Origin of the sequence: Pseudochelatococcus contaminans (assembly GCF_014195635.1) — a bacterium.
In the GTDB taxonomy this organism is placed as follows: domain Bacteria; phylum Pseudomonadota; class Alphaproteobacteria; order Rhizobiales; family Beijerinckiaceae; genus Pseudochelatococcus; species Pseudochelatococcus contaminans.
Map to the genome: position 1 here is coordinate 580,603 of NZ_JACICC010000001.1, position 23,438 is coordinate 604,040.

A 23,438-nucleotide genomic window follows, 5' to 3' on the forward strand; every position below is an offset into this window, starting at 1 on the left:
TAAAGTGACCCAGGTTGAAGTGCGGGTGAATGGCCAGCCTGAACTGTTGTCCGACAAGACAGTCGCCGCATTGCTGGCGCGCCATGATATCGACGTTGATACCAAAGGCGTCGCCGTGGCGCTGAACGGCGTGGTGTTGCCCCGGGCGCGCTGGACGGAGACACCCCTCGACGCGGATGACCGCATCGAAATCGTGCATGCAAGGCAAGGCGGTTGAGCCATGACGCAGAACCAAATTCATGATCCGCTGGTGATCGCAGGGCGCACTTTTCGGTCGCGACTGTTTCTCGGCACGGCTGGTTATCCTAGTCAGAAAACCATGCTGAACGCGGTTAAAGCCAGCGGCACCGAGATGGCAACGGCGTCTATCCGCCGCATCGACCTCTCCGGCGCGGCGGAGACGCTCGTCGATGTGCTGGATGACAGAATCCATTTCCTGCCCAACACAGCCGGATGCCAGACCGCGCATGACGCCGTGCTGACGGCTGAACTCGCCCGCGAGGCGCTGGGCACCAACTGGATCAAGGTTGAAGTCATCGGCGACCGCGAATTGCTCTATCCGGACACGGAAGAGTTGCTGCGCGCCACCACGGAACTGGTCAATCGGGGGTTCGTGGTGCTGCCGTATTGCACTGACGATCCCATCGCCTGCCGTAAACTCGCCGATGCCGGTGCATCTGCCGTGATGCCGCTGGGGTCGCCCATCGGTTCAGGCCTTGGCATTTCCAATCCGCATATGATCGAGATGATCGCGTCGCGCAGCTCCGTTCCTGTGGTGCTGGACGCTGGCATTGGCACGGCTTCGGATGCCGCGCTTGCCATGGAACTGGGGTGCTCGGCGGTGTTGCTTAACACGGCGGTATCCCGGGCTAACGATCCGGTCAGTATGGCGGCGGCCATGAAGCACGCCGTGGAAGGTGGCCGGCTGGCCTATCTCGCCGGGCGCATACCGAAGCGCCGAAACGCCGAGGCATCCAGCCCTCAGCTTGGCTTGATCGAAGCGTGAGCCGCCCCCTGCCGCAACCCGCGCTGCTTGTCATCACCGACCGGCATCAGCTTGCCGGCGGTGCAGCGGCTATCGGAGAGGTGGCGGGCGCCGCTTTTGCAGCCGGTTGCCGCTGGATCAGTTTGCGGGAGAAGGATTTGCCCGTGGATGAGCAGGTGACGCTGGCGCGCGATCTCGTGCGCCGCGCTGCAGCTTTTGGTGCCACGGTCACAGTGCATGGTGCGGCGGATATTGCTTTGATGGCCGGAGCGCACGGCGTGCATCTGCCGGAAACGGGGGATTCGGCGGCGGCGCGGCAACTGCTAGGGCCGGATGCGCTTATCGGCCAATCCGTCCATGCACCGGCGCAGGCGGCATTAATCGATCCTGCCGATGTTGATTACATTATCGCCGGGCCGGTTTTCCCGACTGCCAGCAAACCCGGTTACGGACCTGCCTTGGGTGCGGCGGGACTGGCGGCAATCGTTGGCGTTTCACAGGTTCCGGTGCTGCCAATCGGCGGTGTCGAGGAGGAATCTGTTGCCGCCTGTCTTGCGGCCGGAGCCAGCGGCGTGGCGGTGATGGGAGCAGTGATGCGTTCCCCCGCGCCGGAAACCGTGATTGCACCGCTGCTAGCGCGGATGCAGGTCGCTCGCGGCCTGTGATGCGTTACACCGTCCGCAACTTCCCGACGAAGTCGTTGACGTGTCGGCGCAGGGAGTCTGACTGCGCAGCCAAATTCTCTGCTGCTTCGAGGATGTCCCCGGACGCAGACTTGGTTTGCGACACTGTTTCGCGCGTTGAAACGATGTTGTGCGAAACCTCGCTGGTGCCTGCCGCTGCCTGAGAGACGTTGCGGGCGATTTCAGCCGTCGCCGCTCCCTGTTCCTCCACCGCGGAGGCGATGGACGTAGAAATGCTGTTCAACTGATCGATAACCGCCGAAATGGCGCCGATGGCGCTGACGACATCGTCCGTCGCGGTCTGGATGTCGCCGATCTGGGTCGAAATTTCGGTCGTGGCCTTGCCTGTCTGCTCCGCGAGGCTTTTGACCTCGCTGGCGACGACCGCAAATCCGCGCCCTGCCTCGCCGGCGCGGGCCGCTTCAATGGTGGCGTTCAGGGCCAGCAGGTTCGTCTGGGCGGCGATGTCGCTGATGAGGCTGACGGCCTCGCCGATCCGCTGCGCGCGTGTTGCCAGCCCGCTGACGGTTGATGTCGTCGCGTGGGCCTGCTCTAGCGCCTCGCCGGCCACGTCGGCTGCTCTGGTCACCTGCGAGCCGATCTCGCGGATCGACCCGGACAGTTCCTCTGCCGCTGCGGCCACGGTCTGGACATTTGTCGTCGTCTGTTCGGACGCTGCGGCGATGCCACCGGCTTGCTGGTCAGATCGTTCGGACAGCTTTTCAAGCCGCACGGCGCTTTGCTCAAGCGTGTGCGCCGCGCCGGACAGCGCATCCACAACACCCATGACACTGTTTTCAAAAGAAGTCGCCAGCTCGGCCCGCATGGCGCGTCGTTCTGCGGAGGCCTGCTTTTCCGTTTCCGCCTGTGCCTGCTTGATGCCCTCGTTCTCCTGCAAGGATTGCACGACGAGCTTCAACGTCCGCCAGATATCGCCGATTTCATCACGACCGGGCTTTGCGGGGAAGGCAATTGCGTAATCTCCCCTGCCGACACGGTCCAGCTGCACCGAGAGGTTTTTCAGCGGGCGGCTGATCTGCACAAGGCTCAAAATCCAGGCAATGAGGAAGCTGATGACGACACTGATAAGGGCCGTCAGAATGAGCGTGTTGAAAGCCCATGCGGACAAATCATTCAGCTCTGCCGATAGTCTCGCCTCCTCGGCAGCGCTTTCCTTGATGATCGCGTCCACCTGATTTTGGAAATTCGCCCGGTTTTCACGTGTCGCAGCGTTATTGCCGAGTCTGTCGGCCTCGGCGGGGCCTAAGGTGAGGCCGGCTTCGACAAGCTCCAGACGGAATTTCTTGAACTCGCCAAATTGCTGGAGCAGTCGATCGAACTCTTCAGGATCCTGATCGGGTATTGTTTCTTTCCACTGAACCAGTAATGCATCCATGTCGTCCAGCGAACTCTTGATGGCATTCGCATAGGGACGGCCAATATCGATTGTCGGGGACCGATAAAGCCCCCGTGATTCCATCACGTTTGTTGCAATCAGGCGGTTGAGGCGTTCGACGTAGCTGACGCGGCGCAGAATATTGGTCGCCGCGTCAGCTTTTATGTTTTGTTCAGTCGCAATATAGACGGATATTGAAGATGCCATCAGCATAAAGATAAGAGGTATCGCTATGAAGGATAATATCTTTAGCCTGATAGACATATTCGTAATCCGGTTAATTATTAGTCATTATTCACTTGAATATACGCTTGTATACCAAAATAATAAGACAAAAAAATAAACATAAATATCTTATGTCTGTACATGTTATTGCAATTTTATTATAAATATTGCTTTATACGCAAATATAATTATATATATTATTGAAATATATAATTATAAACAGCCGGAAACTTGGTTGTGTTTCATCTATATATTTTTTAAATTATTTGTATTAAAAATCGCCTGCCATCCAGGCAGTGATCCCGCATATGGAAGGGCAGTTGCTGTATGGATGCCGCGGGCAATCGCCCTTGCGAGGACATCTGCCGCCGCCAGCCCCAGCGTGGACAGTTCATAAGGCGAGGGGCCGAGCGGCCGACGTCCGGTGGATGCGGCGAATATCAGGTCTCCATCCAGCAGGGCATGGGCGGGGCGCAGCGCGCGGGCCATGCCGTCATGCGCCGCCAGCGCCAGCCTCTTGGCCTGGGCTTTTGTCAGCGCCGCATCCGTTGCGACGATGGCGATGGTGGTGTTCTCGTTCGGGCCGCCTTTAAAACGCGGAATCAGCGCTTTTGCAGGAATCGACGCAGGCAAGCCAAGGCCGCCGAACTCGCCATCCCTTTCATAGGGTGCAGCCCAGAAATGCGGTCCGTCGCCGATAACCGCCGATCCCACGGCATTGACCGCGACGAGAGCACCGACCCAGTGCCCCTCCGGCGTGCGGGCGCTGGCTGAACCTAATCCACCTTTGAGGTTGACGGTTGTGGCGCCGAAGCCTGCGCCGTGGGTGCCGAGGGGGAAAGCCCCTTGTGCGGCGAGGGCGTTCTCCACCGCCGCTTCCGCCAGCGCGCGATAGGGCGGAATGCCATCGCCCGCCGCCCAGGGTTTGCTGCCGCCGTTGATAAGATCGAACAGCACGGCCTGCGGCACGATCGGCACGCGCGCCGACCCAACCTCGAAGCCGCGTCCGTGCCGGGCGAGCGCGCTCATCGCGCCGCCAGCCGCGTCGAGTCCGAAAGCGGAACCGCCGGACAGCACGATGGCATCCACCGTCTGCACGGTCATCTCGGGCTCCAGCAGGGCGGTGTCGCGCACACCCGGCCCGCCGCCCATGATGGCGAGCGATGCGACAGCCGGTTCGTCGAATACCACGACGGTAACGCCTGTTGCGGCGGACGCGTCATCGGCATTGCCAACGCGCAACCCCGGAACGTCGATGATGAGATTGTGTCCGGTATCGGCCATTTCTTCTCTCCGCCTTCTGTGTCACGTTCCTGTGGGGCGACATCTGCCCGCAATAAACCATCGTGGCATATTGCCCCGGAGTGATGCGCAAGGCTACAACGCAGACATGATCGATGTGACTTATCCGGCGGCAGCTCTGGCCGGTCTTCTCAGCTTCCTCAGCCCATGCGTGCTGCCGCTGGTGCCGCCCTACGTCACGTTTCTGACAGGCACCACGCTGGACAATCTGTCCGCACGCACTGACGCAGCCGTCACGCGGCGGGCGTTCTTTGCGTCGCTGCTGTTCGTCGCCGGGTTCTCCACGGTTTTCATCGCCCTCGGCGCGACGGCGTCGGCGCTCGGGCAGGTCGTTCGCCAGTATCTTGATCTGCTCGGCACGCTGGCCGGCATCGCCATCATCGTGATGGGCCTGCACTTCCTCGGCGTTTTCCGGCTCGGGTTCCTGTACCGCGAGGCCAGGGTGCAGGTGGACAAGCCGACCGGGTTGTGGGGTGCTTACGTGATGGGGCTCGCCTTCGCCTTTGGCTGGACGCCCTGCATCGGCCCGATTCTGGCGGCGATTCTCGCTGTGGCCGGATCCGAGGACAGCGTCACGCGCGGCGCGAGCCTGCTGGCCGTCTACTCGCTCGGGCTTGGTATCCCGTTCGTTATCACCGCGTTTGCGATGAAGCCGCTGGTGGCGCTGATCCGCCGGATGCGCTCGAAATTCTCGCTGGTGGAAAAGGTGATGGGCGGGCTGCTGGTGCTGACGGGCATTGCCTTCCTCACCGGCAGCATCAACCGCTTCTCGTTCTGGCTGCTGGAGACGTTTCCGGCGTTGGGCCAGATCGGCTGAACCATAAAAAATCCCCGGTATGAGATACCGGGGATTGTTGATGCCGGGAAACTGCTCCCTTACTCGATTTCGTTGCCGGTGTAGCCGACGGTGCCATCCGGCGCGGCGCGCCATTCATAGACAACGTAATCCGGACGGGTCACGTCACCCTTCTCGTCGAACGACAACTCACCGATGACGGTGTTGAAGGTTTTGCCGGAGCGGATGGTCTCGGCCACCTTTTCCGGTTCCAGAGACTGGGCCGCTTCAGCCGCCTGTGCCAGCACCTGCACCGCAGCGTAGCTGTAGAGGGTGTAGGTTTCGGGGTCGTAGTTCTTGGCCTTGAATTTCTCGACCACGTCCTTTGCCGCCGGGTTCTTGCGCGGATCGGGGCTGAAGGTCATCAGCGTGCCGGCCGCGCCGGGGCCGGCGATGGCGGCATATTCATAGGACGCGATACCGTCGCCGCTCATCAGCGGGGCAGTCAGACCCTGATCGCGTGCCTGCCGGCTGATCAGGCCAGCTTCAGTGTAGAGGCCGCCGAAATAGATGGCATCGACATTCGCCGCTTTCAGCTTGGACACGAGAGCGGAATAATCCTTCTCGCCGGTGTTGACGCCTTCGTAGATCACCGGCTTGATGCCGCTGGCTTCAAGGGCCTTTACGGTTTCATCCGCCAGCCCTTTTCCGTAGGGCGTCTTGTCGTGGATGACGGCGATGTTCTTGTCCTTGAAGTGCTTCGACAGATACGCCCCCGCGACCGCGCCCTGCTGATCGTCGCGCCCGCAGGTGCGGAAGGTGTTCCACAGTCCGCGCTCGGTATAGACCGGGTTGGTGGAGCCGGGCGAGATTTGCAGGATGCCGGATTCCTCATAGGTCTCCGAGGCCGGGATCGAGACGCCGGAGTTATAGTGGCCGATGACGAACGACACGCCTTCGCCGGCGAACTTGTTCGCCACCGATACGCCCTGCTTCGGGTCCGACACGTCATCGCCCAGGCTGATCTCGATTTTCTCACCCAGAATGCCGCCGGCTTCGTTCAAATCCGCGATGGCCTGCTCCGCGCCGTGCTTGAACTGATCGCCGATGGCCGCATTGGGGCCGGTCAGCGGCGCGCCTATTCCCACCTTCACCTGCGCGAGGGCGGGGGAGGAGAGGGCAAATCCAAACCCCATTCCAAGCCCTAACCCCAGCGCCAGTGTTCCAACAATCGACTTTTTCATTGTGGTTCCCCTTTGTTTTTTATGAGGATCGTGGCTTGTCTCGCCAGGTGAACGGCCCTGAGCGGGTGTAAAGCCACGAGTATTGCGTCGTCATCTGCCGCGCGCGCGTGAAGCGAAACCCCGCCAGCCCGATGACGATCACAAATAGCGCATCGACCAGATAATAATGCAGCGACAGCAGCGAGCCCTGAAACAGGGCGAAGTGAATGAAACGCACCGCCGCCGCCAGCAGCAGAAAGTAAATGATGCCCTGCCACACGGGCGCCCAGGTGATTGCCAGCGCCCGCCCGGTCATCCATGCCGCACCGCCGCCCATGACGATGGTGACAAGCAGGAAAAGCCAGATCGATGGCTCTTCATAGAGAACGCCTTGAAGAACGCCCTGCATGCTCACCTCCCGCCTTCCAGATAAGCCGCCTGCACCTGCGGATCTTCCAGCAGCTCCCGCCCGGTGCCCGAAAGCGTGATCGCGCCCGTCACCATCACATAAGCGCGGTGCGCCAGCTTGAGCGCGTGATAGGCGTTCTGCTCCACGAGGAAGATGGTCATGCCGTCTTTGGTGTTGAGTTCGCGGATCACGTCGAAGATCTGCTTCACCACCAGTGGCGCAAGGCCCAGCGACGGTTCATCGAGCAGCAGCAGCTTTGGACGGCTCATCAGCGCCCTGGCGATGGCCAGCATCTGCTGCTCGCCGCCGGAAAGCGTGCCCCCACGCTGATGAAGCCTTTCCTTGAGGCGCGGGAACATGGTGGTGACCCGTTCCAGATCCTGCTCGAACCACGCGAACTTGTTGATCGCCGCACCCATCTGAAGGTTTTCGTACACCGTCATGCGCGGAAAAATCCGCCGCCCCTCCGGCGACTGCGCGATGTTGAGCCGTGCGATCTCGTGGGTCGGCAAGCGGGTGATGTCCCGGCCCGCATAGGTGATGGTGCCTTCGCGCGCCCGCGGGTTGCCGAAGATCGTCATCATCAGCGTGGACTTGCCCGCACCGTTGGCCCCGATCAGCGTGACGATCTCGCCTTCGTTCACGTCGATGTCGATGCCCTTGAGCGCGATGATGTTGCCGTAGTAGGTCTTGACGCCCCGCACGGACAGCAGCGGCTGGCCTGCCGCTTCGGGATTTTGCACAGCGGCGCTCATGCCCGCACCTCCGCTTCCACTTCCTCGACCTCGTCGTCGTCCACGCCGAGATAGGCGGCGATCACGCGCTGGTCGTTGCGGATCTCCTCCGGCGTGCCGTCGGCGATTTTGGTGCCGTAATCCAGCACGATGACATGATCGGAAATCTGCATCACAACGGACATGTCGTGCTCGATCAGCAGCACGGCGGTATTGTGATCGTTCCGCACGGAGAGCAGCAGGTTGTTCAACTCCTGGCTCTCACGCGGGTTGAGGCCAGCCGCCGGTTCGTCCAGACACAGCAGCACGGGGTCGGTGCACATCGCCCGGGCAATCTCCAGACGCCGCTGGTCACCATAGGGAAGGTCGCCGGCTGGGTCGTCGGCCCGCTCGATGAGGTTGATCTTCTCCAGCCAGTGACGGGCTTTGTCCACGGCTTCGCGCTCCGCCGCGCGGAAGGACGGCAGCCCGAACAATCCCGCTATGGTGAAACCCGACGCCTGCATCAGCGTGTTGTGCTGCGCCACCAGCAGGTTTTCGAGCACCGTCATGCCGGAAAACAGCCGGATGTTCTGGAAGGTTCGGGCCACGCGCGCATCCTGCGAGATCCGGTGACCGGGCAGGCGCTCCAGCAGAAAGCTGCCGTCGTCGCTGCCGGCCCTGTCGCCAGCTTTGTGCCGCAGCGTCAGCATGCCCTCGCTGGGCTTGTAGAACCCGGTGATGCAGTTGAACACGGTGGTTTTGCCTGCGCCGTTCGGCCCGATGAGCGCCGTGATGTCGCCCCTGCCGACCTTGAACGACAGGTCGTTCACCGCGACAAGCCCGCCGAAGCGCATCTTCAGATGCTCCACGTGAAGGATGGGATCTTTCTCCCAGCGCATTATCCGTGCCCCTCCTTGACCAGCGATCCCGATATTGCCTTGCGCTCCTTCAACGCGATCGAAGGATTGCGGTGGGAGATCAACCCCCGGGGACGCCATACCATCATCACAACCATAGCCAAGCCGAAAATCAGCAGGCGATACTCATTAGGGTCGAACTCCGGCCCGAATATCGCCTTGGTGAACGCCAGATGGCGCAACATCTCCGGCCCGCCGACCATCACGACCGCCGCTATGGCCACGCCAAATTGCGAGCCCATACCGCCCAGCACCACAACCGAAAGGATGATGGCCGATTCCAGAAAGTTGAAGCTTTCCGGGCTCACAAACCCCTGTCGCACGGCGAAGAACGCCCCCGCAAGCCCGCCGAAGCCCGCGCCGATGGAAAATGCCGTCAGCTTGGTGTTGCGCGTGTTGATGCCGAGCGACCGGCAGGCGATTTCATCCTCACGCAGCGCTTCCCAGGCTCTGCCGACGGGCAGCCGCCGCAGCCGCATGGTTACCGCATTGGTGATGAGCGCCAGCACCAGAATGAGGTAATACAGGAACACGATTCGGTGCATGGCGCTGAATTGCAGCCCGAACATCGCCGCAAAACCGTTTTCCCCGCGCTCGAACGGAACACCGAAGAACGTCGCGCGTGGAATGGACGAAATGCCCGCGCCGCCGTTGGTCAGCTCGACCCAGTTGATGAGCACGAGCCGGATAATCTCACCGAAGGCCAACGTAACGATGGCGAGATAATCGCCCCGCAGCCTGAGCACCGGAAACCCGAGCAGGATACCCCAGAACGCCGCCAGCACCCCCGCGAGCGGCAGGCAGATCCAGAACGACAGCCCGTAGGTGGTGGACAGCAGCGCGTAAGTGTAGGCGCCAACCGCATAGAACGCCACGTAGCCGAGGTCGAGCAAGCCCGCCAGCCCGACAACGATGTTCAGGCCCCAGCCCAGCATCACGTAAGTCAGGATGAGGATGCCAAGATCGATCCAGTAGCGCGCGCCGTTCAATCCGCCCGCCAGCATGCTGCTGATCAGCGGATAAGTCACCGCGATGCCCAGAAAAAGCGGCACGCCCACGCTGACGACATAATGCGCCAGCTTGCTTTGCGGCGCGCTGACCCCGGCGGCCTGGCGCGCCGCCCGCTGGCTTTGCCGCCGCGCCACGTAGAGGCAAACCACGAAGCGCACCGCGAAAATAATGGCGCACATCGTCGCCACCAGCCCGATTCGCGGCGTGAGCATGAGTTGCTGACCCGCACTCTGATCGGTGCGGAACAGCAGGATCGGAATGGACAACCCCAGCATGACCAGCGCCGCCAGCGCCGATTCGCGCAGCGCATGCAGCAGCAGGGGAGGCGGGGCAGGCTGGTTGGTTCCGGCAGGCCGGGCGGGGAAAGTCGGGATGCTGGTCATATCCGCCTCCCGCCTCAGACTTTTTCCACTTCAGGCCTGCCGAGAATACCCGACGGCATGAAGATGAGAACGATGGCGAGGATGGAGAACGCGGCGACATCCTTATATTCGATGGAGAAATAAGCCGACCAGAACGTTTCGACCAGCCCGATGATGAGCCCGCCCAGAACCGCGCCGGGCAGCGAGCCGATGCCGCCGAGCACCGCCGCCGTAAACGCCTTGACGCCGGGGATGAACCCATCCGTAAAGCCGACCACGCCGTAATACAGGAAGAACATCGTCCCCGCGACCGCGGCGAGCGCCGCGCCCAGCACGAAGGTCAGGGAGATGGTGCGGTCCACGTCAATGCCGAGCAGCGCCGCCATCTTGCGATCCTGCTCGCATGCCCGCTGGGCCCGGCCAAGAGATGTCCGTGTCACCACGAACCAGAAGGCCGTCAGCAAAACCGCGGTGACGGACATGATGATGATCTGCTTGTAGGATAAGGCAACGGCATAGCCGTTACGTTCGAACAGCACGATCACATCGGTCACGATCGGCGGCACGGCTTTGTTGCGCGCGCCCTGCGACACCTGCACGAAATTCGCCAGAAAGATCGCAACGCCGATGGCGGAAATCATCGGCGCCAGCCGGAACGAACCTCTCAGTGGACGATAGGCGAGGCGCTCAAGCGTCCACCCCCAGAGGGCGGTCATTAGCATTGCCAGCACAAGCACCAGCAGCAACGCCAGCGCAATGGAGGCGATGCCGAGCCATGTCGTCAGCAGCAGGAAAAAGATCATCGCGATGAAGGCGGAAACCATGAACACGTCGCCATGGGCAAAGTTCACCATGCCGATGATGCCAAATACCATGGTGTAGCCAATGGCGATCAGGCCATAGATGGAGCCGAGTGTCAGCCCGTTGATGAGCTGTTGCGCGAAAACTTCCATGAATGAAACATCCCCCGTTCTTCCCCATCCGGCATCGCTGGCCCGTTGTGGTGCGGGCGCGCGTCTCCTCTCGTCGACGCGTGTCTGTCTGGCCCACAGCGAAACGACGCCGCGTCAGGCCAGGAAGATCACCGCGTCGGAGCGGCAGATTGCATTTCTGATTCGCCGGCAGAGTCCGGCTCTTCGATTCGTCACAGGCACTTATGATTGCGCGTTGTTTTTCCGCATTGTCCCCTCAGGTGCCTGTTGCCATAGCAATCGAAATCGAGCGGCTTGTCCAGTGCCTACGCAGCGGTCATCGCGCGAAAAACGGGCACGCTCACCTCGTATTGGACGCAAGCGCATAAAAAAATGGCTGCGGCACAGAGCGCCGCAGCCATGATAATGTTTCGTCGTTCCGCTGATCCGGGAAACCCCGTCAACGGTGACAATGCGTCTATCAGGAACGCTGACCCAACGGAACGTAGTCGCGCTCCGCAAAGCCCGTGTAGAGCTGACGCGGACGACCGATCTTCTGGGACGGGTCCTCGATCATTTCCTTCCACTGGGCGATCCAGCCGACGGTGCGCGCAAGCGCGAACAGCACGGTGAACATCGTCGTGGGGAAGCCAAGCGCCTTGAGCGTGATTCCCGAGTAAAAATCGATGTTCGGATACAGCTTCTTCTCGACGAAATACTCGTCACTGAGAGCAATCCGCTCCAGTTCGAGAGCGACGTCGAGCAGCGGGTCGTCCTTGATGCCAAGTTCGCTCAGCACCTCATGGGTGGTGCGCTGCATGATCTTGGCGCGCGGGTCGTAGTTCTTGTAGACCCGGTGGCCGAAGCCCATCAGACGGAACGGATCGTTCTTGTCCTTGGCCTTGGCGATGTACTGCGGAATACGATCGACCGAGCCGATCTCTTCCAGCATGCGCAGCGCCGCCTCGTTGGCGCCGCCGTGAGCCGGACCCCAGAGGCAGGCAACGCCGGCCGCGATGCACGCGAACGGGTTGGCGCCCGAAGAGCCCGCCAGACGCACCGTGGAGGTGGAAGCGTTCTGCTCGTGGTCCGCATGCAGGATGAAGATGCGGTCCAGTGCACGCGACAAAACCGGGTTCGGCACGTATTCCTCGCACGGAACCGAGAACGACATGTGAAGGAAGTTCGAGGTGTAGTCGAGCGAGTTCTTGGGGTACACGAACGGCTGGCCGATCGAGTACTTGAACGCCATGGCAGCCAGCGTCGGGATCTTCGCGACCATCCGGATCGAGGCGATGAGACGCTGCTGCGGGTCGGAGATGTCGGTCGAGTCGTGGTAGAACGCCGAAAGCGCGCCCACGGATGCGACCAGCACCGCCATCGGATGGGCGTCGCGGCGGAAACCGTTGAAGAAACGGTTCATCTGCTCGTGCACCATCGTATGACGGGTTACGCGAAGGTCGAAGTCCTGCTTCTCCGCCGCCGTCGGCAGTTCGCCGTAGAGCAGCAGATAGCATGTTTCGAGGAAGTCACCGTGCTCGGCAAGCTGCTCGATGGGATAGCCGCGGTAAAGCAGCACGCCCTCATCGCCATCGATATAGGTGATCTGCGATTCACAGCTTGCTGTGGAGGTGAAGCCGGGGTCGTAAGTAAACTTTCCCGTATGCTTATACAGAGGTGTGATGTCGACGACGCTGGGGCCGATCGTGCCATCCTTAACAGGCAGTTCGATCGTCTTGTCGTCGATCGTCAACGTGCTCGTCTTCACGCTCATGGATGAATCCCTTTGCTGAGTGATCTGGCGAAAGCCGCACAGCCGGGAATGGAATGACCATAAAAAATCCGCGACAATCTGTGGTTTTCGTTCCGATCCGAGGTAAGACGGCTGATTGCCTAGCGCATTCGCGGCTGACGTTCAAGCATTCCGAGAGGGCGGCATCGGAGCCGAAGTCATCATACGCGTTGCCGACACACAGCGATTTATGGCATCGTCTTGATGCAAGAATTCACGGCATCCGGTAATAAGTTGATATAAAAGCCTTATGAGCGAAGGCTGAGTGCGATGAGCCCGATATGCTATCACTTTGTCGGGCTCAATTTGTTGCAAAGACAAGGCTTCAAATGCCGGGTTTCAAAAGCTGATATTTGAAACTACCGGCCGGAATTTGCCCCCTTCCGGCCGATTTTGCGCTGTCCCGGTTGCTGCTGCGCGTCACGCGCCGGTGGTCTGATCGTTAAGTCTGGCAAGGCTCTCTTCACGTCCGAGCACGGCAAGGACGTCAAAGAGCCCCGGGGATGTCGCCCGGCCGGTGAGGGCCGCCCGTAGCGGCTGAGCAACCTGGCCCAGCTTGACCTCTGCTTCCACGGCCGCCTCGCGCACAGCGGCCTCTGTCGTTTGCGCCGACCATTCCGTGAGGGCTGCCAGTTTGTCAGCGACGATCCGCAGTCGCTCCCGTCCGCCATTACCCAGCAGGGACAGGGCTTTTTCATCCAGCGCAAGCGGCCGCTGGCCAAAAATGAAGTAAGCGCTCTCAACCAGTTCGACGAGCGTTTTGGCACGCTCTTTCAAACCCGGCATCGCAGCCGTAAGTTGCTCTCGCGTCTTCTCATTCAGCTTGTCGGGAAGCCCGCGCGCAGGCCCAATTTCGGGAAGGATTGCCTCAACAGCGGCCACCAGATCGGCATCAGGTGCTGCGCGCATATAGTGCCCGTTGAGATTCTCAAGCTTGGCAAAGTCGAATCGCGCCGGCGAGCGGCCAATAGACGAAAGGCTAAAGGCTGCGATCATTTCCTCTGTGGAAAAGATCTCCTGATCGCCATGAGCCCACCCCAAACGCACCAGATAGTTGCGCAGCGCCTCAGGCAGATACCCCAGCGAGCGATAGGCATCGACGCCGAGCGCGCCATGACGCTTGGACAACTTGGCCCCGTCCGGCCCATGAATCAGGGGGATGTGGGCCATGACCGGCACCTCCCAGCCCAGCGCCTCATAAATGTGTTTCTGCCGCGCTGCGTTGGTCAGGTGATCGTCACCACGAATGACGTGCGTAACACCCATATCGTGATCATCCACCACGACCGCGAGCATGTATGTTGGCGTGCCGTCCGAGCGCAGAAGCACCAGATCATCGAGATTCTCGTTGCGCCATGTTACCCGGCCCTGAACTTCGTCATCGATCACCGTCTCGCCCTCCTGAGGGGCCTTGAGGCGAACGACCGGCCTGACACCGGCGGGCGCTTCGGATGGGTCGCGGTCGCGCCAGCGTCCGTCGTAGCGCATCGGGCGTCCTTCGGCGCGGGCCTGCTCGCGCATCGTCTCAAGCTCCTCGGGCGTCGCATAGCAATGATATGCGCGCCCCTGAGCCAGCAGCGTATGCGCCACTTCAGCATGACGCTCCGCCCGGGCAAACTGGCGTGTGGCATCTCCATCCCAATCGAGGCCGAGCCAGCGCAGGCCGTCGAAAATGGCCTCGACCGCGGCCTCCGTTGAACGCTCGCGGTCCGTATCCTCGATGCGGAGAAGCATTTTTCCATTATGCCGCCTGGCGTAAAGCCAGTTGAAAAGCGCGGTGCGCGCGCCTCCGATGTGCAGGAAGCCAGTGGGCGACGGGGCAAAACGCGTGACGACAGGTGAGGTCATTGCAACGACTGGTCCAGAAACGTTGAAGGAAAATAGCGCGACACGACAAATATGCCGCTATTATGACGCAAATGTCATATCGAGCTTGGCTTCATTGCCGGAAAGGCGATAATCGCCAGACGGCGACGAAGGTCAATCCTTAACATGAGTTGATGGGGCGGGGTAGGGAGCATGCGCAAGATTGCCGGCGATCAACAGGGCCGGATTCAGGCGCCTGGAGGTTGTGTCGCAAGGTGAGCCTCATACGCGGGAAGGATACGGCGCTGTCCGCTGCACGCTCTGGCCGCGTGCGTCAGGCGGTATTTGCTGCGGAGCATCATGCTGGGCAATGGCGTGATCGTGTTGAGAAATGGCTGATGCTCGAAGCCGGTCGACGCCGGTTTTTCCTGTGGCTGCCGGTGGCTTATGGCGCTGGCGTCGTGTTGTATTTTATCGCGGATCATGAGCCAGCCATATGGTCTGGACCACTGGCTGCGATCGTACTGGCTGCTCTGGCAGTTGTGCTGCCCGGCCGGGGCAAGATCATTGCCATGATTCCGCTCCTGCTGTTCGTCGGATTTACCGTGGCGAGTTTGCGCACGCATCATGTCATGCAACCGGCGTTGCAGCGCATGGTGATAGCGCCGATCAGCGGGTTCGTCCGCTCCGTCGAAGAAAGACCGCAGGGGCCGCGTGCTGTTGTCGATGTGGACAGCATCGGTTCCCTCACTGCGGATGAAACCCCACGCCGTATCCGCGTGACGTTCCGGCGCGGAACCCGAATTGACCCCGGCACCATGATAGAGGCCACGGCGCGGCTGGTTCCGCCGCCAGAACCGGCGCGCCCCGGTGGCTACGATTTCGCACGGGATGCTTTCTTTGGCGGCATCGGGGCAGTTGGCTCTGTCATCGGCGAGATTGTCGTGAAAGATCCTGCGCCTGAACGATCGCGACAAGACAGGCTCATGGCCTGGATTGACGGTCATCGCAATGCATTGACACGTCGCATCATCGACGCTGGAGGTAGCGAGGGCCTTGAGCGCCAACAGGAGGCTGCCTTTGTTGCGGCGCTGGTCACCGGCAAGCGTGGCATGTTGACGGACGAAACCAACGAGTCGCTGCGTGCGGCCGGCATCTACCACGTCGTATCCATCGGCGGATTTCATATGACGCTGGTTGCCGGCACGATCTTTTTTCTCGTCCGGGCTTTTCTGGCGCTGTTCCCGATATTGGCCCTGCGCTGGCCTGTCCGCAAAATGGCAGCTATCGCCGGAATAATCGGCGCAGGTGCGTATTGCATCTTCTCCGGCGCTGGGATCGACACAATGCGGGCGCTGGTGGTGACGCTGATTGTCATGGGTGCGGTTCTTGCGGATCGCCCGGCGCTGTCCATGCGCAATCTGGCGCTTGCTGCTTTTGTCTGCCTCACCTTGCAGCCGGAAGCGGTGTTGGGTCCAAGTTTCCAGATGTCCTTCGCCGGCGTGGCGGCACTTATCGCCTTGTTCGAACGGTGGAGGGACAATACCGGGCCACAGCCGGTTGTTGTGCTTCAGGAAGAAAGCGGTTTGCGCTTGTTGGACTCCGCTGTACCGGGAGGGCGACTCCGTCGGTTCATAATGGCAGGCATCATGACGACCGTTGTGGCGATGCTGGCGACCGGGCCTTTCAGCACGTATCATTTTCAGACCTTCAACCCGTGGGGCATTGTCGGCAACGCGTTCGGTCTGCCCATGGTTGAACTGCTTGTCATGCCGCTGGCGTTCATCGGTGTGCTGCTATACCCGTTCGGTCTCGATGGCATCTTCTGGAATCTGGCCGGGTTGGCGGCAGTTCCGGTGCTCGCCGGCTCGCGCGTTATTGAAGGTTTTGCCGGTGCGATTGTGGTCGTTCCTTCGTTTGGTCCGGGCGTTCTGCTATTGCTCACGATAGCGCTGTTATGGGCCTGTTTGTGGACCACACCGCTACGATGGCTTGGCCTTGCTCCCGCTATCGCAGGGATTGTCATGGCCGCTATTCCCGAACGTCCCGATATACTCGTGGACCGCGAAGGGAGAGGAGCAGCGGTGCGTGGAGCGAGCGGAGGCTACATCATTCTCGGCCGGCCTTCGTCCTTTACGGTCCAGCAGTGGCTGCGATCCGATGGTGACTCGCGCCGTGCGGACGATCCCTCGCTTCGAGAAGGCGTTCTCTGCGACCGGATTGGATGCGTCACACGCCTTCCGAACGGCCGCATTGCTGCTTTCGCGCTCGACGAACGCGCGCCATACGATGATTGCCGACGCGCTTCCATCATCATTACCCGCTGGCCGGCACCAGAAAACTGCCCAGCATCCTTTATTATCGATGCCGCCAGTTTGAAGCATCACGGTGCGCAGGCAGTTATTCTACGAAGTCAGGAAAACGGAAAGATGCATCGCGTATCCACGAATGCAAAAATAGATCGTCCGTGGCGACGCCTATCACCGCCTTGATTGCAACACCAAGGCAGTGGCGATCTTAAAAAAACGCGGCTCTTTTAGTAACGGCGCACGAGACTGATGAGCTTGCCTTGAATTCGCACCCTGTCAGGCCCGAGCACGCGCGTTTCATATGCCGGATTGGCTGCTTCCAGCGCAATCGACGACCCACGCTTGCGCAGGCGCTTCAACGTGGCTTCTTCATCGTCGATGAGGGCGACGATGATGTCCCCGGTGTCGGCATTGTCCTGCCGGCGGAGAATAACGGTGTCGCCATCCAGAATGCCAGCTTCGATCATCGAGTCGCCGCGGACCTCAAGCGCGAAATGTTCGCCGGAGGATAGCAGTTCAGGCGGCAGGGCAAGCGAATGGCTGGGGTTTTGTATGGCGCTGATCGGCGTTCCCGCTGCGATCCGGCCCATGATCGGTACGGGGTGCCCCGTTGTGGATACGAGAGAATCCACCTCCTGCACCGTCTTTTCCAGGCTGGTGCGGATGGGGGCTGGCGCGCGGCCAAGGCCACCTTCCACCACGCTGGGATTGAAGCGTCCGCGCGGAACGGGAGCGGCGGGCACTTCCGGCAGGCGGATCACCTCGATAGCGCGGGCGCGGTTGGGCAAACGGCGGATGAAGCCGCGTTCCTCAAGCGCCATGATGAGTCTGTGGATGCCGGATTTAGAGCGCAGGTTCAGCGCGTCTTTCATCTCGTCGAACGAAGGGGGAACTCCGGATTCGCGCATCCGTTCATGGATAAACCGAAGCAGATCGTGTTGTTTGCGTGTCAGCATGGTTTACGCGTCCTCCCCCTCTATCGTCGCGCCATTCTGTCAAATGACCGTCAACGAAACGAAACGCGAACACCATATACGTTCTTAATGTGTTCCGCAAGCGTCACTGTTCATCGCAAGTGTTAAAACTTTGTGAGTTGCGGCTGAATATTACGGACCTCGTAGCTTTTCCGCTGCTAGCAATGTGTTGGGCGGTGTCAGATATCAAGATCCGTCGCGAAGGCCGCGCGCTCCTGAATGAAGGAGAAACGTGCTTCCGGCTTGTTGCCCATCAGCCTGTCGACGGCCTCGCCGGTGGCTGGCCGCGAGTCCTGATCCACAACGACGCGCAGAAGAGTGCGGCGGCGCGGGTCCATTGTCGTTTCCTTCAACTGGGCCGGCAGCATCTCGCCAAGACCCTTGAAGCGGCCGATCTCCACCTTTTTTCCCTTGAAGGTCGTGCGCATGAGTTCCTGACGGTGCGCCTCGTCTTTTGCGTAAACCGTTTTGCCGCCATGCGTCAGGCGGAACAGGGGCGGCACGGCCAGATAGAGGTGCTGGCCGTCGATCAGACGCGGTGTCTGCTGCCAGAAGAAAGTGATGAGAAGCGATGCGATATGCGCACCGTCGACATCGGCGTCGGTCATGATGATGACCTTGTCATAGCGCAGGTCTGCCTCGCGATAAGCCGAGCCGGACCCGCAGCCAAGCGCCAGCATCAGATCCGAAATCTGCTGATTCTGGATGAGTTTGTCCCTGCCGGCCGAGGCCACGTTCAGGATCTTGCCGCGCAGCGGCAGAATGGCCTGCGTGGCGCGGTCGCGCGCCTGCTTGGCCGAGCCGCCTGCCGAATCGCCCTCGACCAGAAAAAGCTCCGACCCTTCCGCGCCTGCGCGCGTGCAATCGGCGAGCTTGCCTGGCAGACGCAGGCGGCGGGTGGCCGTTTTGCGGGCGACCTCTTTTTCGGCGCGGCGGCGCAGCCGCTCCTCGGCGCGCTCCACCGTCCAGTCGAGCAAGCGTGATGCCTGCTGCGGCGCGGCGGCGAGCCAGTGATCGAACGCGTCGCGCACGGCGCTCTCCACGATGCGCGCGGCCTCCGTGGTCGCCAACCGATCCTTTGTCTGGCCCTGAAACTCCGGCTCACGGATGAACACGGACAGCATCGCCGCGCACGACACCATGATGTCGTCGGCGGTGATCTGCGCTGCTCGCTTGCTCTGGTTGACGCGTTCGGCATGATCGCGCAGGCCGCGCAGCAAAGCCGTGCGCAGGCCCTGTTCATGCGTGCCGCCTTCCGGCGTCGGAATGGTGTTGCAATAGGACGCGACGTGGCCGTCGTCCTGCGTGTACCAGGCGATCGCCCATTCCAGTGAACCATGCGCACCGGTGGGCCCGGAGGTTTTGCCGTTGGCGGCGGATTTGTCGATCCTGCCCGAGAAAATCGTGTCGACGACAAGCTCGCGGCCTTCGATGTCCTGCGCCAGATAATCTCTCAGGCCGCCGGGAAAACGGAAGGTCGCCTCAGTCGGAACCTTGCTGCTGGGCGGCAACAACTCCGGCGCGCAACGCCAGCGGATTTCGACGCCGGCGAACAGGAACGCCTTCGAACGTGCCATGCGGAAAAGCCGTGCCGGATCGAATCGCGTATCCGGCCCGAAGATCTCATGGTCTGGCCTGAAACGCACGCGTGTACCGCGGCGATTGTTGACCCGTCCCACGGTGGCGAGGGGACCAAGCGGCAGCCCGCGCGAAAAATCCTGCCGGTAGAGCGTCTGGCCGCGCGCCACCTCGACTTCAAGCTTCTCCGACAGTGCGTTGACGACAGACACGCCGACGCCGTGCAGGCCGCCGGATGTTTCGTACACCTTGGAATCGAACTTGCCGCCGGCATGCAGGGTGGTGAGGATCACCTCCAGCGCCGACTTGTCGGGAAACTTGGGGTGCGGATCCACTGGAATGCCGCGGCCGTTGTCGGTGACGGCCAGAAATCCATCGGCGAAAAGCTCGACTTCGATAAACGTCGCGTGGCCGGCGACGGCCTCGTCCATGGCGTTGTCGATCACTTCGGCGAAGAGATGGTGCAGCGCCTTCTCGTCCGTGCCGCCGATGTACATGCCCGGACGCCGGCGAACCGGCTCAAGCCCTTCCAGCACTTCGATGGAGGAAGCATCGTAACCGCCTTCGGCAGCCGGGGGTAGCGGCGCGGCTTCACGCTTGACGGCAGCAGCCGCTTTCGCTGCCTGTGCCGGACGCGCCGGGGCTGGCTTGGCCGCCGTGGGGGCAGCCGGAGAGGCTGCGTCATCACCCTCCGGTGCGCCGAAAAGATCGCTGCCGTTCGTCATCTTGCCTGCCCGAGTTCCCATCCGTCGATTTACGCTCCTGCCGCCTTACGTCCGCCGCGACGATCCCGGCGCATGCACGAATGCACCGGCACGAAGCGAACGGACAGGAAACATGCAGGTGCGCCGGCAACTGTCAAGAGGCAAGCAGCCGCAAAACGGCGCCGGCGAATCCCTCCACACTATCGTTATACGATGTTGCGCCAGCGTTGCAGCCGCCGGGCGGGCAGGATGCAACGCCTTGTGCAAGCCGTACACAGGCGGTTTGTTTGCGGATGCGGCGCGGGTGGTGGCGAGCGCCAGGCATCGTGCTATCGTGCGGCCCGAATTCCGGTCGATATGGTGCCAGTTCAATTCTTGCAGCAGGGATTATCGCTTGTCCGACGATTTCAATGCCGAGGGCCGCAACGGTCATTCCCCGTCAGATCCGGCATTTCGCCAGCCGCCTTATCGCAGGCCCGCGTTTCGCGAACCGGCCTTCAATGTTCCCGGTGTCGTGCTGGGGATCATTGCGGTGCTCTGCGTCATTCATGCCGTGCGCATGATGCTGCCGGCGGAAGACGATTCCTACGCCATGCTGATGCTGGCTTTCATTCCGGCCCGGCTGTCGCTGTGGTTCGATCCGTCGCTGGCGCAGGGTCTGTTCGAGGCGGCGTTCAACGGCGGCGGTCTGCAAATGGCGTTGACGCGCTTCGTGCTGACGGAAGGGTCGGCACCGTGGTCGGTGCTGACTTACGCCGCGCTGCACGGGTCATGGATGCATCTGGCTTTCAACGCGGTCTGGCTGCTCGCTTTCGGCACGCCGGTCGCGCGCCGCTTCGGCACGGTACGTTTTCTGGTGCTGTTCATCGCGGCTGCGGTGGCGGGATCGCTGTTCTATTGGGTGATGCGGCCGCTCGATGTCACACCGATGGTTGGCGCTTCCGGAGCCATTTCGGGCGTGATGGCGGCAGCGGCGCGATTTGTGTTCGGGCCGGGAAAAATGGCCATGTTCGGCCGTTCTACCTCCATCCTGTATGCGCCGGCACAGCCGCTCGTCGGGCTGCTGGAGAACAAGCAGGCGCTGGGCTTCATCATTGCATGGCTGGTAATCAACCTTATCGCGGGCTTCGCTTCCGGCGCCTTCGGGGCCGATGGAGAAATCGCGTGGGAAGCGCACATCGGCGGATTTCTGGCCGGACTGGTGCTGTTCATGCCGCTCGATCCCATACCGCGCGCGCCGCGTCATCCGCGCGCCTGATCGCCTGATGCCTGATCCCGTCATGCGTCGTTCTCTATGAGGAAATGCGGGAGGTGGTCTTTCGAACTTGTCAAATGTTCGACCTTGCCAAGCGGCGGTGCCGGGGGCACACTCCTTGGCTGATGGCATACGAAGGCTGTATCTGCCCAAGGGCAAGCGCCGGATGACGCCGTTCGATGGGTTCGCCGACAAGCGCTCGATAGAGGCGCATGGTGGGCCGTGTTCGCGGGGCGGCTGAATGCCGGCGGACATATGCATCGACAGGAACAGGGGAGGTTGACATGACGACTGTTGCCGCAATCCTTGCGTCCAAAGGGCGCTCGGTCATAACGATTTCGCCCCAGCGCAGCTTGCATGAGGCCGTTGATGTTTTGTCGACGCGCGGTGTCGGCGCGCTGGTCGTGACGGGCGTGGACGGGGCTGTGCTCGGCATTCTGTCGGAGCGCGACGTGGTGCGCGTGCTCGGCAGCGATGGCGTGCGGGCGCTCGATAACACCGTCTCACGCATCATGACATCGCGGGTGAAGACCTGCACGCCCTACGACACCATCGACGAACTCATGGCGATGATGACGGAAGGCCGCTTCCGTCACGTTCCCGTGATCGCTGACGGTAAGCTGGCGGGGATCGTTTCCATCGGCGACGTGGTTAAATGGCGTCTTGCGGAATTCGAGACCGAGCATCAGGCCATGCGGGAATATATCGCGACGGCCTGAGGGGAGGGGCGGTTCCGGGGGATCAGTCTACTGAATTCCCATCGTCGCCGGTGAGGTATTCCAGCAGATCCGGCAGGGTGCGTTCCATGGCCTTCTCGCCCAGCGCGATGATGTCTGCCGCGCGGTGGAAATCGAACAGGCCGACATCCGACAGGCGGGGCGTGACCATCACGTCCGGCGGGTCGCCCGCGAGGCGGGAGCGGGCGATGCGATCCTGCGTGATGTTGAGCACGTCCATCAGCACGGTGCCGAGGCCCGGCGGGCGCGGGCGTTGAGATTGGCCTCGGCCGCCGGGAATTGCATTCTGAAGAGGTTGGAAGAACCGCCGCAACAGATTGTCGTTGGCTTCTTCGGTGCCGTCCCCCGGTTCGTCGTCGATGTCTGAACCGGCTGCATGTGCGATGGCGGCGCGCCCCCGCAACTGGCCGTTGAGGTTGACGGCGAGGATCGCTTCCGCGCCGAGCACGCGCGCGGCGTTGACGGGTATCGGGTTCACGAGTGCGCCATCCATCAGCCAGCGACCGTCAAGCGCAACCGCGTCGAAAACACCGGGCAGTGCGTAGGATGCCCGCAGCGCTTCCGCCAACGGGCCGCGCGTCATCCATATTTCGTGGCCGGAACCCAGCTCCGTCGCCACTGCGGCAAAGCGCAAGGGCAGATCCTCTATGCCAAGCTCGCCGAGATGCTCCAGCAGCAGCTTCTGCAAACGATCGCCAGCGAGAAGCCCCGAGCCGTTGAGGTGAAAATCCAGCAGGCCGACCACGCGCCGGGTGGTGAGGGAGCGGGCAAACTCCTCCAGCTCGTCCAGCTTGCCCGCGGCATAGCACCCGCCAACGACAGCGCCGATGGACGAGCCAGCGATGACGGATGGCCGCAGGCCTTCGCGCAGCAGCACCCGCAGCACGCCGATGTGTGACCATCCCCGCGCCGCGCCGCCGCCCAGCGCCAGTCCGAAGCGCATGCCGGCAGGAGAATCGGTGCCCGCCGTCGCCTGTCGCCGGGCCAGCTCGTGCCCGCGAGCGTGTTCCCTGCCTGCCTTCCGGCGCTGATTCATGATTGCGTTGCCTGTCATCAAGGAAAAATGGCTTGGGCCGCAGAATAGCACACCTCGCCGTCGATGCCGGAATTATCCGGCGCAACGCCGGTCTGGTCCACGGTTATGCTGCTGGCCGGGGGCATGTGCTTCATCCGCGTGGCGAATATCGAATTTCTGCCACTGTTAACCAATAGCCAAGCGGTGATGGTTACATTACTCGCGCGACTTGCCAGATTCTGCCGCGGCAAATGCCTGCTCACCGCAGGAAACGGTAGCAGATTCATTGGTCAAGCGTGCAGCCAGTGTTGCGCACGGGCGGCATGTTTCTGAAATCGCGCCGGGTGCAATGC

At 61.5% G+C, this 23,438-nt stretch carries 21 protein-coding genes; 7 read left to right on the forward strand and 14 right to left on the reverse strand.

Annotation, left to right across the window (positions count from 1 at the left end; all coding sequences use genetic code 11):
- The first annotated feature begins 4 nt into the window (after positions 1-4).
- The 3 genes from thiS to FHS81_RS02485 are packed head-to-tail and all read left to right on the forward strand — an operon-like array spanning position 5 to position 1,650.
- Complete coding sequence (gene thiS, locus FHS81_RS02475; RefSeq protein WP_183750426.1) at positions 5-217, forward strand: sulfur carrier protein ThiS; 213 nt, start codon at positions 5-7, stop codon at positions 215-217.
- Positions 218-220: 3 nt separating this feature from the next.
- On the forward strand, positions 221-1,006 hold the full coding sequence (gene thiG, locus FHS81_RS02480) for a thiazole synthase (RefSeq protein ID WP_183750427.1): 786 nt from the start codon (positions 221-223) through the stop codon (positions 1,004-1,006).
- Positions 1,003-1,650, forward strand: a complete 648-nt coding sequence (locus tag FHS81_RS02485) for a thiamine phosphate synthase (RefSeq protein WP_183750428.1) — start codon at positions 1,003-1,005, stop codon at positions 1,648-1,650. Before thiG ends, FHS81_RS02485 begins: the two co-directional genes overlap by 4 nt.
- A gap of 4 nt (positions 1,651-1,654) precedes the next feature.
- Here the strand turns inward: FHS81_RS02485 and FHS81_RS02490 are convergent, their stop codons facing one another.
- Positions 1,655-3,271: a methyl-accepting chemotaxis protein gene (locus FHS81_RS02490; protein ID WP_210281499.1), complete on the reverse strand. Its 1,617-nt coding sequence runs from the start codon at positions 3,269-3,271 to the stop codon at positions 1,655-1,657.
- Between the two features lie 264 nt (positions 3,272-3,535).
- Positions 3,536-4,573 carry a P1 family peptidase gene (locus FHS81_RS02495; protein WP_183750430.1) on the reverse strand — a complete coding sequence of 346 codons (1,038 nt, stop codon included), beginning with the start codon at positions 4,571-4,573 and terminating at the stop codon, positions 3,536-3,538.
- A gap of 106 nt (positions 4,574-4,679) precedes the next feature.
- On the opposite strand from FHS81_RS02495, the gene FHS81_RS02500 reads away from it, so the two are divergent.
- Entirely contained in the window at positions 4,680-5,408 is a 729-nt protein-coding gene (locus FHS81_RS02500) for a cytochrome c biogenesis CcdA family protein (RefSeq protein ID WP_183750431.1), read from the forward strand.
- Positions 5,409-5,467: 59 nt separating this feature from the next.
- Here FHS81_RS02500 and FHS81_RS02505 read toward each other — a convergent pair whose 3' ends face one another.
- From FHS81_RS02505 to gltX, 8 genes are all read right to left on the reverse strand, one after another.
- Positions 5,468-6,610, reverse strand: coding sequence for a branched-chain amino acid ABC transporter substrate-binding protein (locus FHS81_RS02505; protein ID WP_183750432.1), 1,143 nt, complete (start codon positions 6,608-6,610; stop codon positions 5,468-5,470).
- A 19-nt stretch (positions 6,611-6,629) separates the two neighbouring features.
- The gene (locus FHS81_RS02510) at positions 6,630-6,998 is read right to left on the reverse strand and encodes a DUF6867 family protein (protein ID WP_183750433.1); all 369 of its coding nucleotides are present in this window, start codon (positions 6,996-6,998) and stop codon (positions 6,630-6,632) included.
- A 2-nt stretch (positions 6,999-7,000) separates the two neighbouring features.
- On the reverse strand, positions 7,001-7,753 hold the full coding sequence (locus tag FHS81_RS02515; protein WP_183750434.1) for an ABC transporter ATP-binding protein: 753 nt from the start codon (positions 7,751-7,753) through the stop codon (positions 7,001-7,003).
- Positions 7,750-8,613, reverse strand: coding sequence for an ABC transporter ATP-binding protein (locus FHS81_RS02520; protein ID WP_183750435.1), 864 nt, complete (start codon positions 8,611-8,613; stop codon positions 7,750-7,752). The genes FHS81_RS02515 and FHS81_RS02520 overlap by 4 nt, the downstream gene beginning before the upstream one ends.
- Positions 8,613-10,025, reverse strand: a complete 1,413-nt coding sequence (livM, locus tag FHS81_RS02525; protein ID WP_183750436.1) for a high-affinity branched-chain amino acid ABC transporter permease LivM — start codon at positions 10,023-10,025, stop codon at positions 8,613-8,615. The genes FHS81_RS02520 and livM overlap by 1 nt, the downstream gene beginning before the upstream one ends.
- 14 nt (positions 10,026-10,039) lie before the next feature.
- Positions 10,040-10,957: an ABC transporter permease subunit gene (locus FHS81_RS02530; protein WP_183750437.1), complete on the reverse strand. Its 918-nt coding sequence runs from the start codon at positions 10,955-10,957 to the stop codon at positions 10,040-10,042.
- A gap of 439 nt (positions 10,958-11,396) precedes the next feature.
- Positions 11,397-12,689 carry a citrate synthase gene (gene gltA / locus FHS81_RS02535; protein ID WP_183750438.1) on the reverse strand — a complete coding sequence of 431 codons (1,293 nt, stop codon included), beginning with the start codon at positions 12,687-12,689 and terminating at the stop codon, positions 11,397-11,399.
- A gap of 438 nt (positions 12,690-13,127) precedes the next feature.
- Positions 13,128-14,555, reverse strand: a complete 1,428-nt coding sequence (gene gltX, locus FHS81_RS02540; protein ID WP_183750439.1) for a glutamate--tRNA ligase — start codon at positions 14,553-14,555, stop codon at positions 13,128-13,130.
- Positions 14,556-14,788: 233 nt separating this feature from the next.
- Here gltX and FHS81_RS02545 point away from each other — a divergent pair, with 233 nt between their 5' ends.
- The gene (locus FHS81_RS02545) at positions 14,789-17,005 is read left to right on the forward strand and encodes a ComEC/Rec2 family competence protein (RefSeq protein ID WP_183750440.1); all 2,217 of its coding nucleotides are present in this window, start codon (positions 14,789-14,791) and stop codon (positions 17,003-17,005) included.
- Positions 17,006-17,049: 44 nt separating this feature from the next.
- Here FHS81_RS02545 and lexA read toward each other — a convergent pair whose 3' ends face one another.
- Both lexA and parE read right to left on the reverse strand, forming a co-directional pair.
- The gene (gene lexA / locus FHS81_RS02550) at positions 17,050-17,778 is read right to left on the reverse strand and encodes a transcriptional repressor LexA (RefSeq protein ID WP_183750441.1); all 729 of its coding nucleotides are present in this window, start codon (positions 17,776-17,778) and stop codon (positions 17,050-17,052) included.
- A gap of 197 nt (positions 17,779-17,975) precedes the next feature.
- Positions 17,976-20,099, reverse strand: coding sequence for a DNA topoisomerase IV subunit B (gene parE, locus FHS81_RS02555; protein WP_183750766.1), 2,124 nt, complete (start codon positions 20,097-20,099; stop codon positions 17,976-17,978).
- Positions 20,100-20,472: 373 nt separating this feature from the next.
- On the opposite strand from parE, the gene FHS81_RS02560 reads away from it, so the two are divergent.
- Together FHS81_RS02560 and FHS81_RS02565 are read left to right on the forward strand one after the other, a co-directional pair.
- Positions 20,473-21,336: a rhomboid family intramembrane serine protease gene (locus FHS81_RS02560; protein ID WP_183750442.1), complete on the forward strand. Its 864-nt coding sequence runs from the start codon at positions 20,473-20,475 to the stop codon at positions 21,334-21,336.
- 281 nt (positions 21,337-21,617) lie between these two features.
- Positions 21,618-22,052: a CBS domain-containing protein gene (locus FHS81_RS02565; RefSeq protein WP_183750443.1), complete on the forward strand. Its 435-nt coding sequence runs from the start codon at positions 21,618-21,620 to the stop codon at positions 22,050-22,052.
- A gap of 22 nt (positions 22,053-22,074) precedes the next feature.
- On the opposite strand, the gene FHS81_RS02570 is transcribed toward FHS81_RS02565, so the two are convergent.
- The gene (locus FHS81_RS02570) at positions 22,075-23,106 is read right to left on the reverse strand and encodes a patatin-like phospholipase family protein (protein ID WP_183750444.1); all 1,032 of its coding nucleotides are present in this window, start codon (positions 23,104-23,106) and stop codon (positions 22,075-22,077) included.
- A 17-nt stretch (positions 23,107-23,123) separates the two neighbouring features.
- Positions 23,124-23,372, reverse strand: coding sequence for a hypothetical protein (locus FHS81_RS02575; RefSeq protein ID WP_183750445.1), 249 nt, complete (start codon positions 23,370-23,372; stop codon positions 23,124-23,126).
- Positions 23,373-23,438: the final 66 nt, after the last annotated feature.

Excerpts from the sequence above, each read along its gene's own strand:
- thiG (WP_183750427.1), top strand. The coding sequence starts at position 221 with ATGACGCAGAACCAAATTCATGATCCGCTGGTGATCGCAGGGCGCACT.
- FHS81_RS02490 (WP_210281499.1), bottom strand. The coding sequence starts at position 3,271 with ATGGCATCTTCAATATCCGTCTATATTGCGACTGAACAAAACATAAAA.
- FHS81_RS02495 (WP_183750430.1), bottom strand. The coding sequence starts at position 4,573 with ATGGCCGATACCGGACACAATCTCATCATCGACGTTCCGGGGTTGCGC.
- FHS81_RS02500 (WP_183750431.1), top strand. The coding sequence starts at position 4,680 with ATGATCGATGTGACTTATCCGGCGGCAGCTCTGGCCGGTCTTCTCAGC.
- FHS81_RS02505 (WP_183750432.1), bottom strand. The coding sequence starts at position 6,610 with ATGAAAAAGTCGATTGTTGGAACACTGGCGCTGGGGTTAGGGCTTGGA.
- FHS81_RS02510 (WP_183750433.1), bottom strand. The coding sequence starts at position 6,998 with ATGCAGGGCGTTCTTCAAGGCGTTCTCTATGAAGAGCCATCGATCTGG.
- FHS81_RS02515 (WP_183750434.1), bottom strand. The coding sequence starts at position 7,753 with ATGAGCGCCGCTGTGCAAAATCCCGAAGCGGCAGGCCAGCCGCTGCTG.
- FHS81_RS02520 (WP_183750435.1), bottom strand. The coding sequence starts at position 8,613 with ATGCGCTGGGAGAAAGATCCCATCCTTCACGTGGAGCATCTGAAGATG.
- livM (WP_183750436.1), bottom strand. The coding sequence starts at position 10,025 with ATGACCAGCATCCCGACTTTCCCCGCCCGGCCTGCCGGAACCAACCAG.
- FHS81_RS02530 (WP_183750437.1), bottom strand. The coding sequence starts at position 10,957 with ATGGAAGTTTTCGCGCAACAGCTCATCAACGGGCTGACACTCGGCTCC.
- gltA (WP_183750438.1), bottom strand. The coding sequence starts at position 12,689 with ATGAGCGTGAAGACGAGCACGTTGACGATCGACGACAAGACGATCGAA.
- gltX (WP_183750439.1), bottom strand. The coding sequence starts at position 14,555 with ATGACCTCACCTGTCGTCACGCGTTTTGCCCCGTCGCCCACTGGCTTC.
- lexA (WP_183750441.1), bottom strand. The coding sequence starts at position 17,778 with ATGCTGACACGCAAACAACACGATCTGCTTCGGTTTATCCATGAACGG.
- parE (WP_183750766.1), bottom strand. The coding sequence starts at position 20,099 with ATGACGAACGGCAGCGATCTTTTCGGCGCACCGGAGGGTGATGACGCA.
- FHS81_RS02565 (WP_183750443.1), top strand. The coding sequence starts at position 21,618 with ATGACGACTGTTGCCGCAATCCTTGCGTCCAAAGGGCGCTCGGTCATA.
- FHS81_RS02570 (WP_183750444.1), bottom strand. The coding sequence starts at position 23,106 with ATGAATCAGCGCCGGAAGGCAGGCAGGGAACACGCTCGCGGGCACGAG.
- FHS81_RS02575 (WP_183750445.1), bottom strand. The coding sequence starts at position 23,372 with ATGAATCTGCTACCGTTTCCTGCGGTGAGCAGGCATTTGCCGCGGCAG.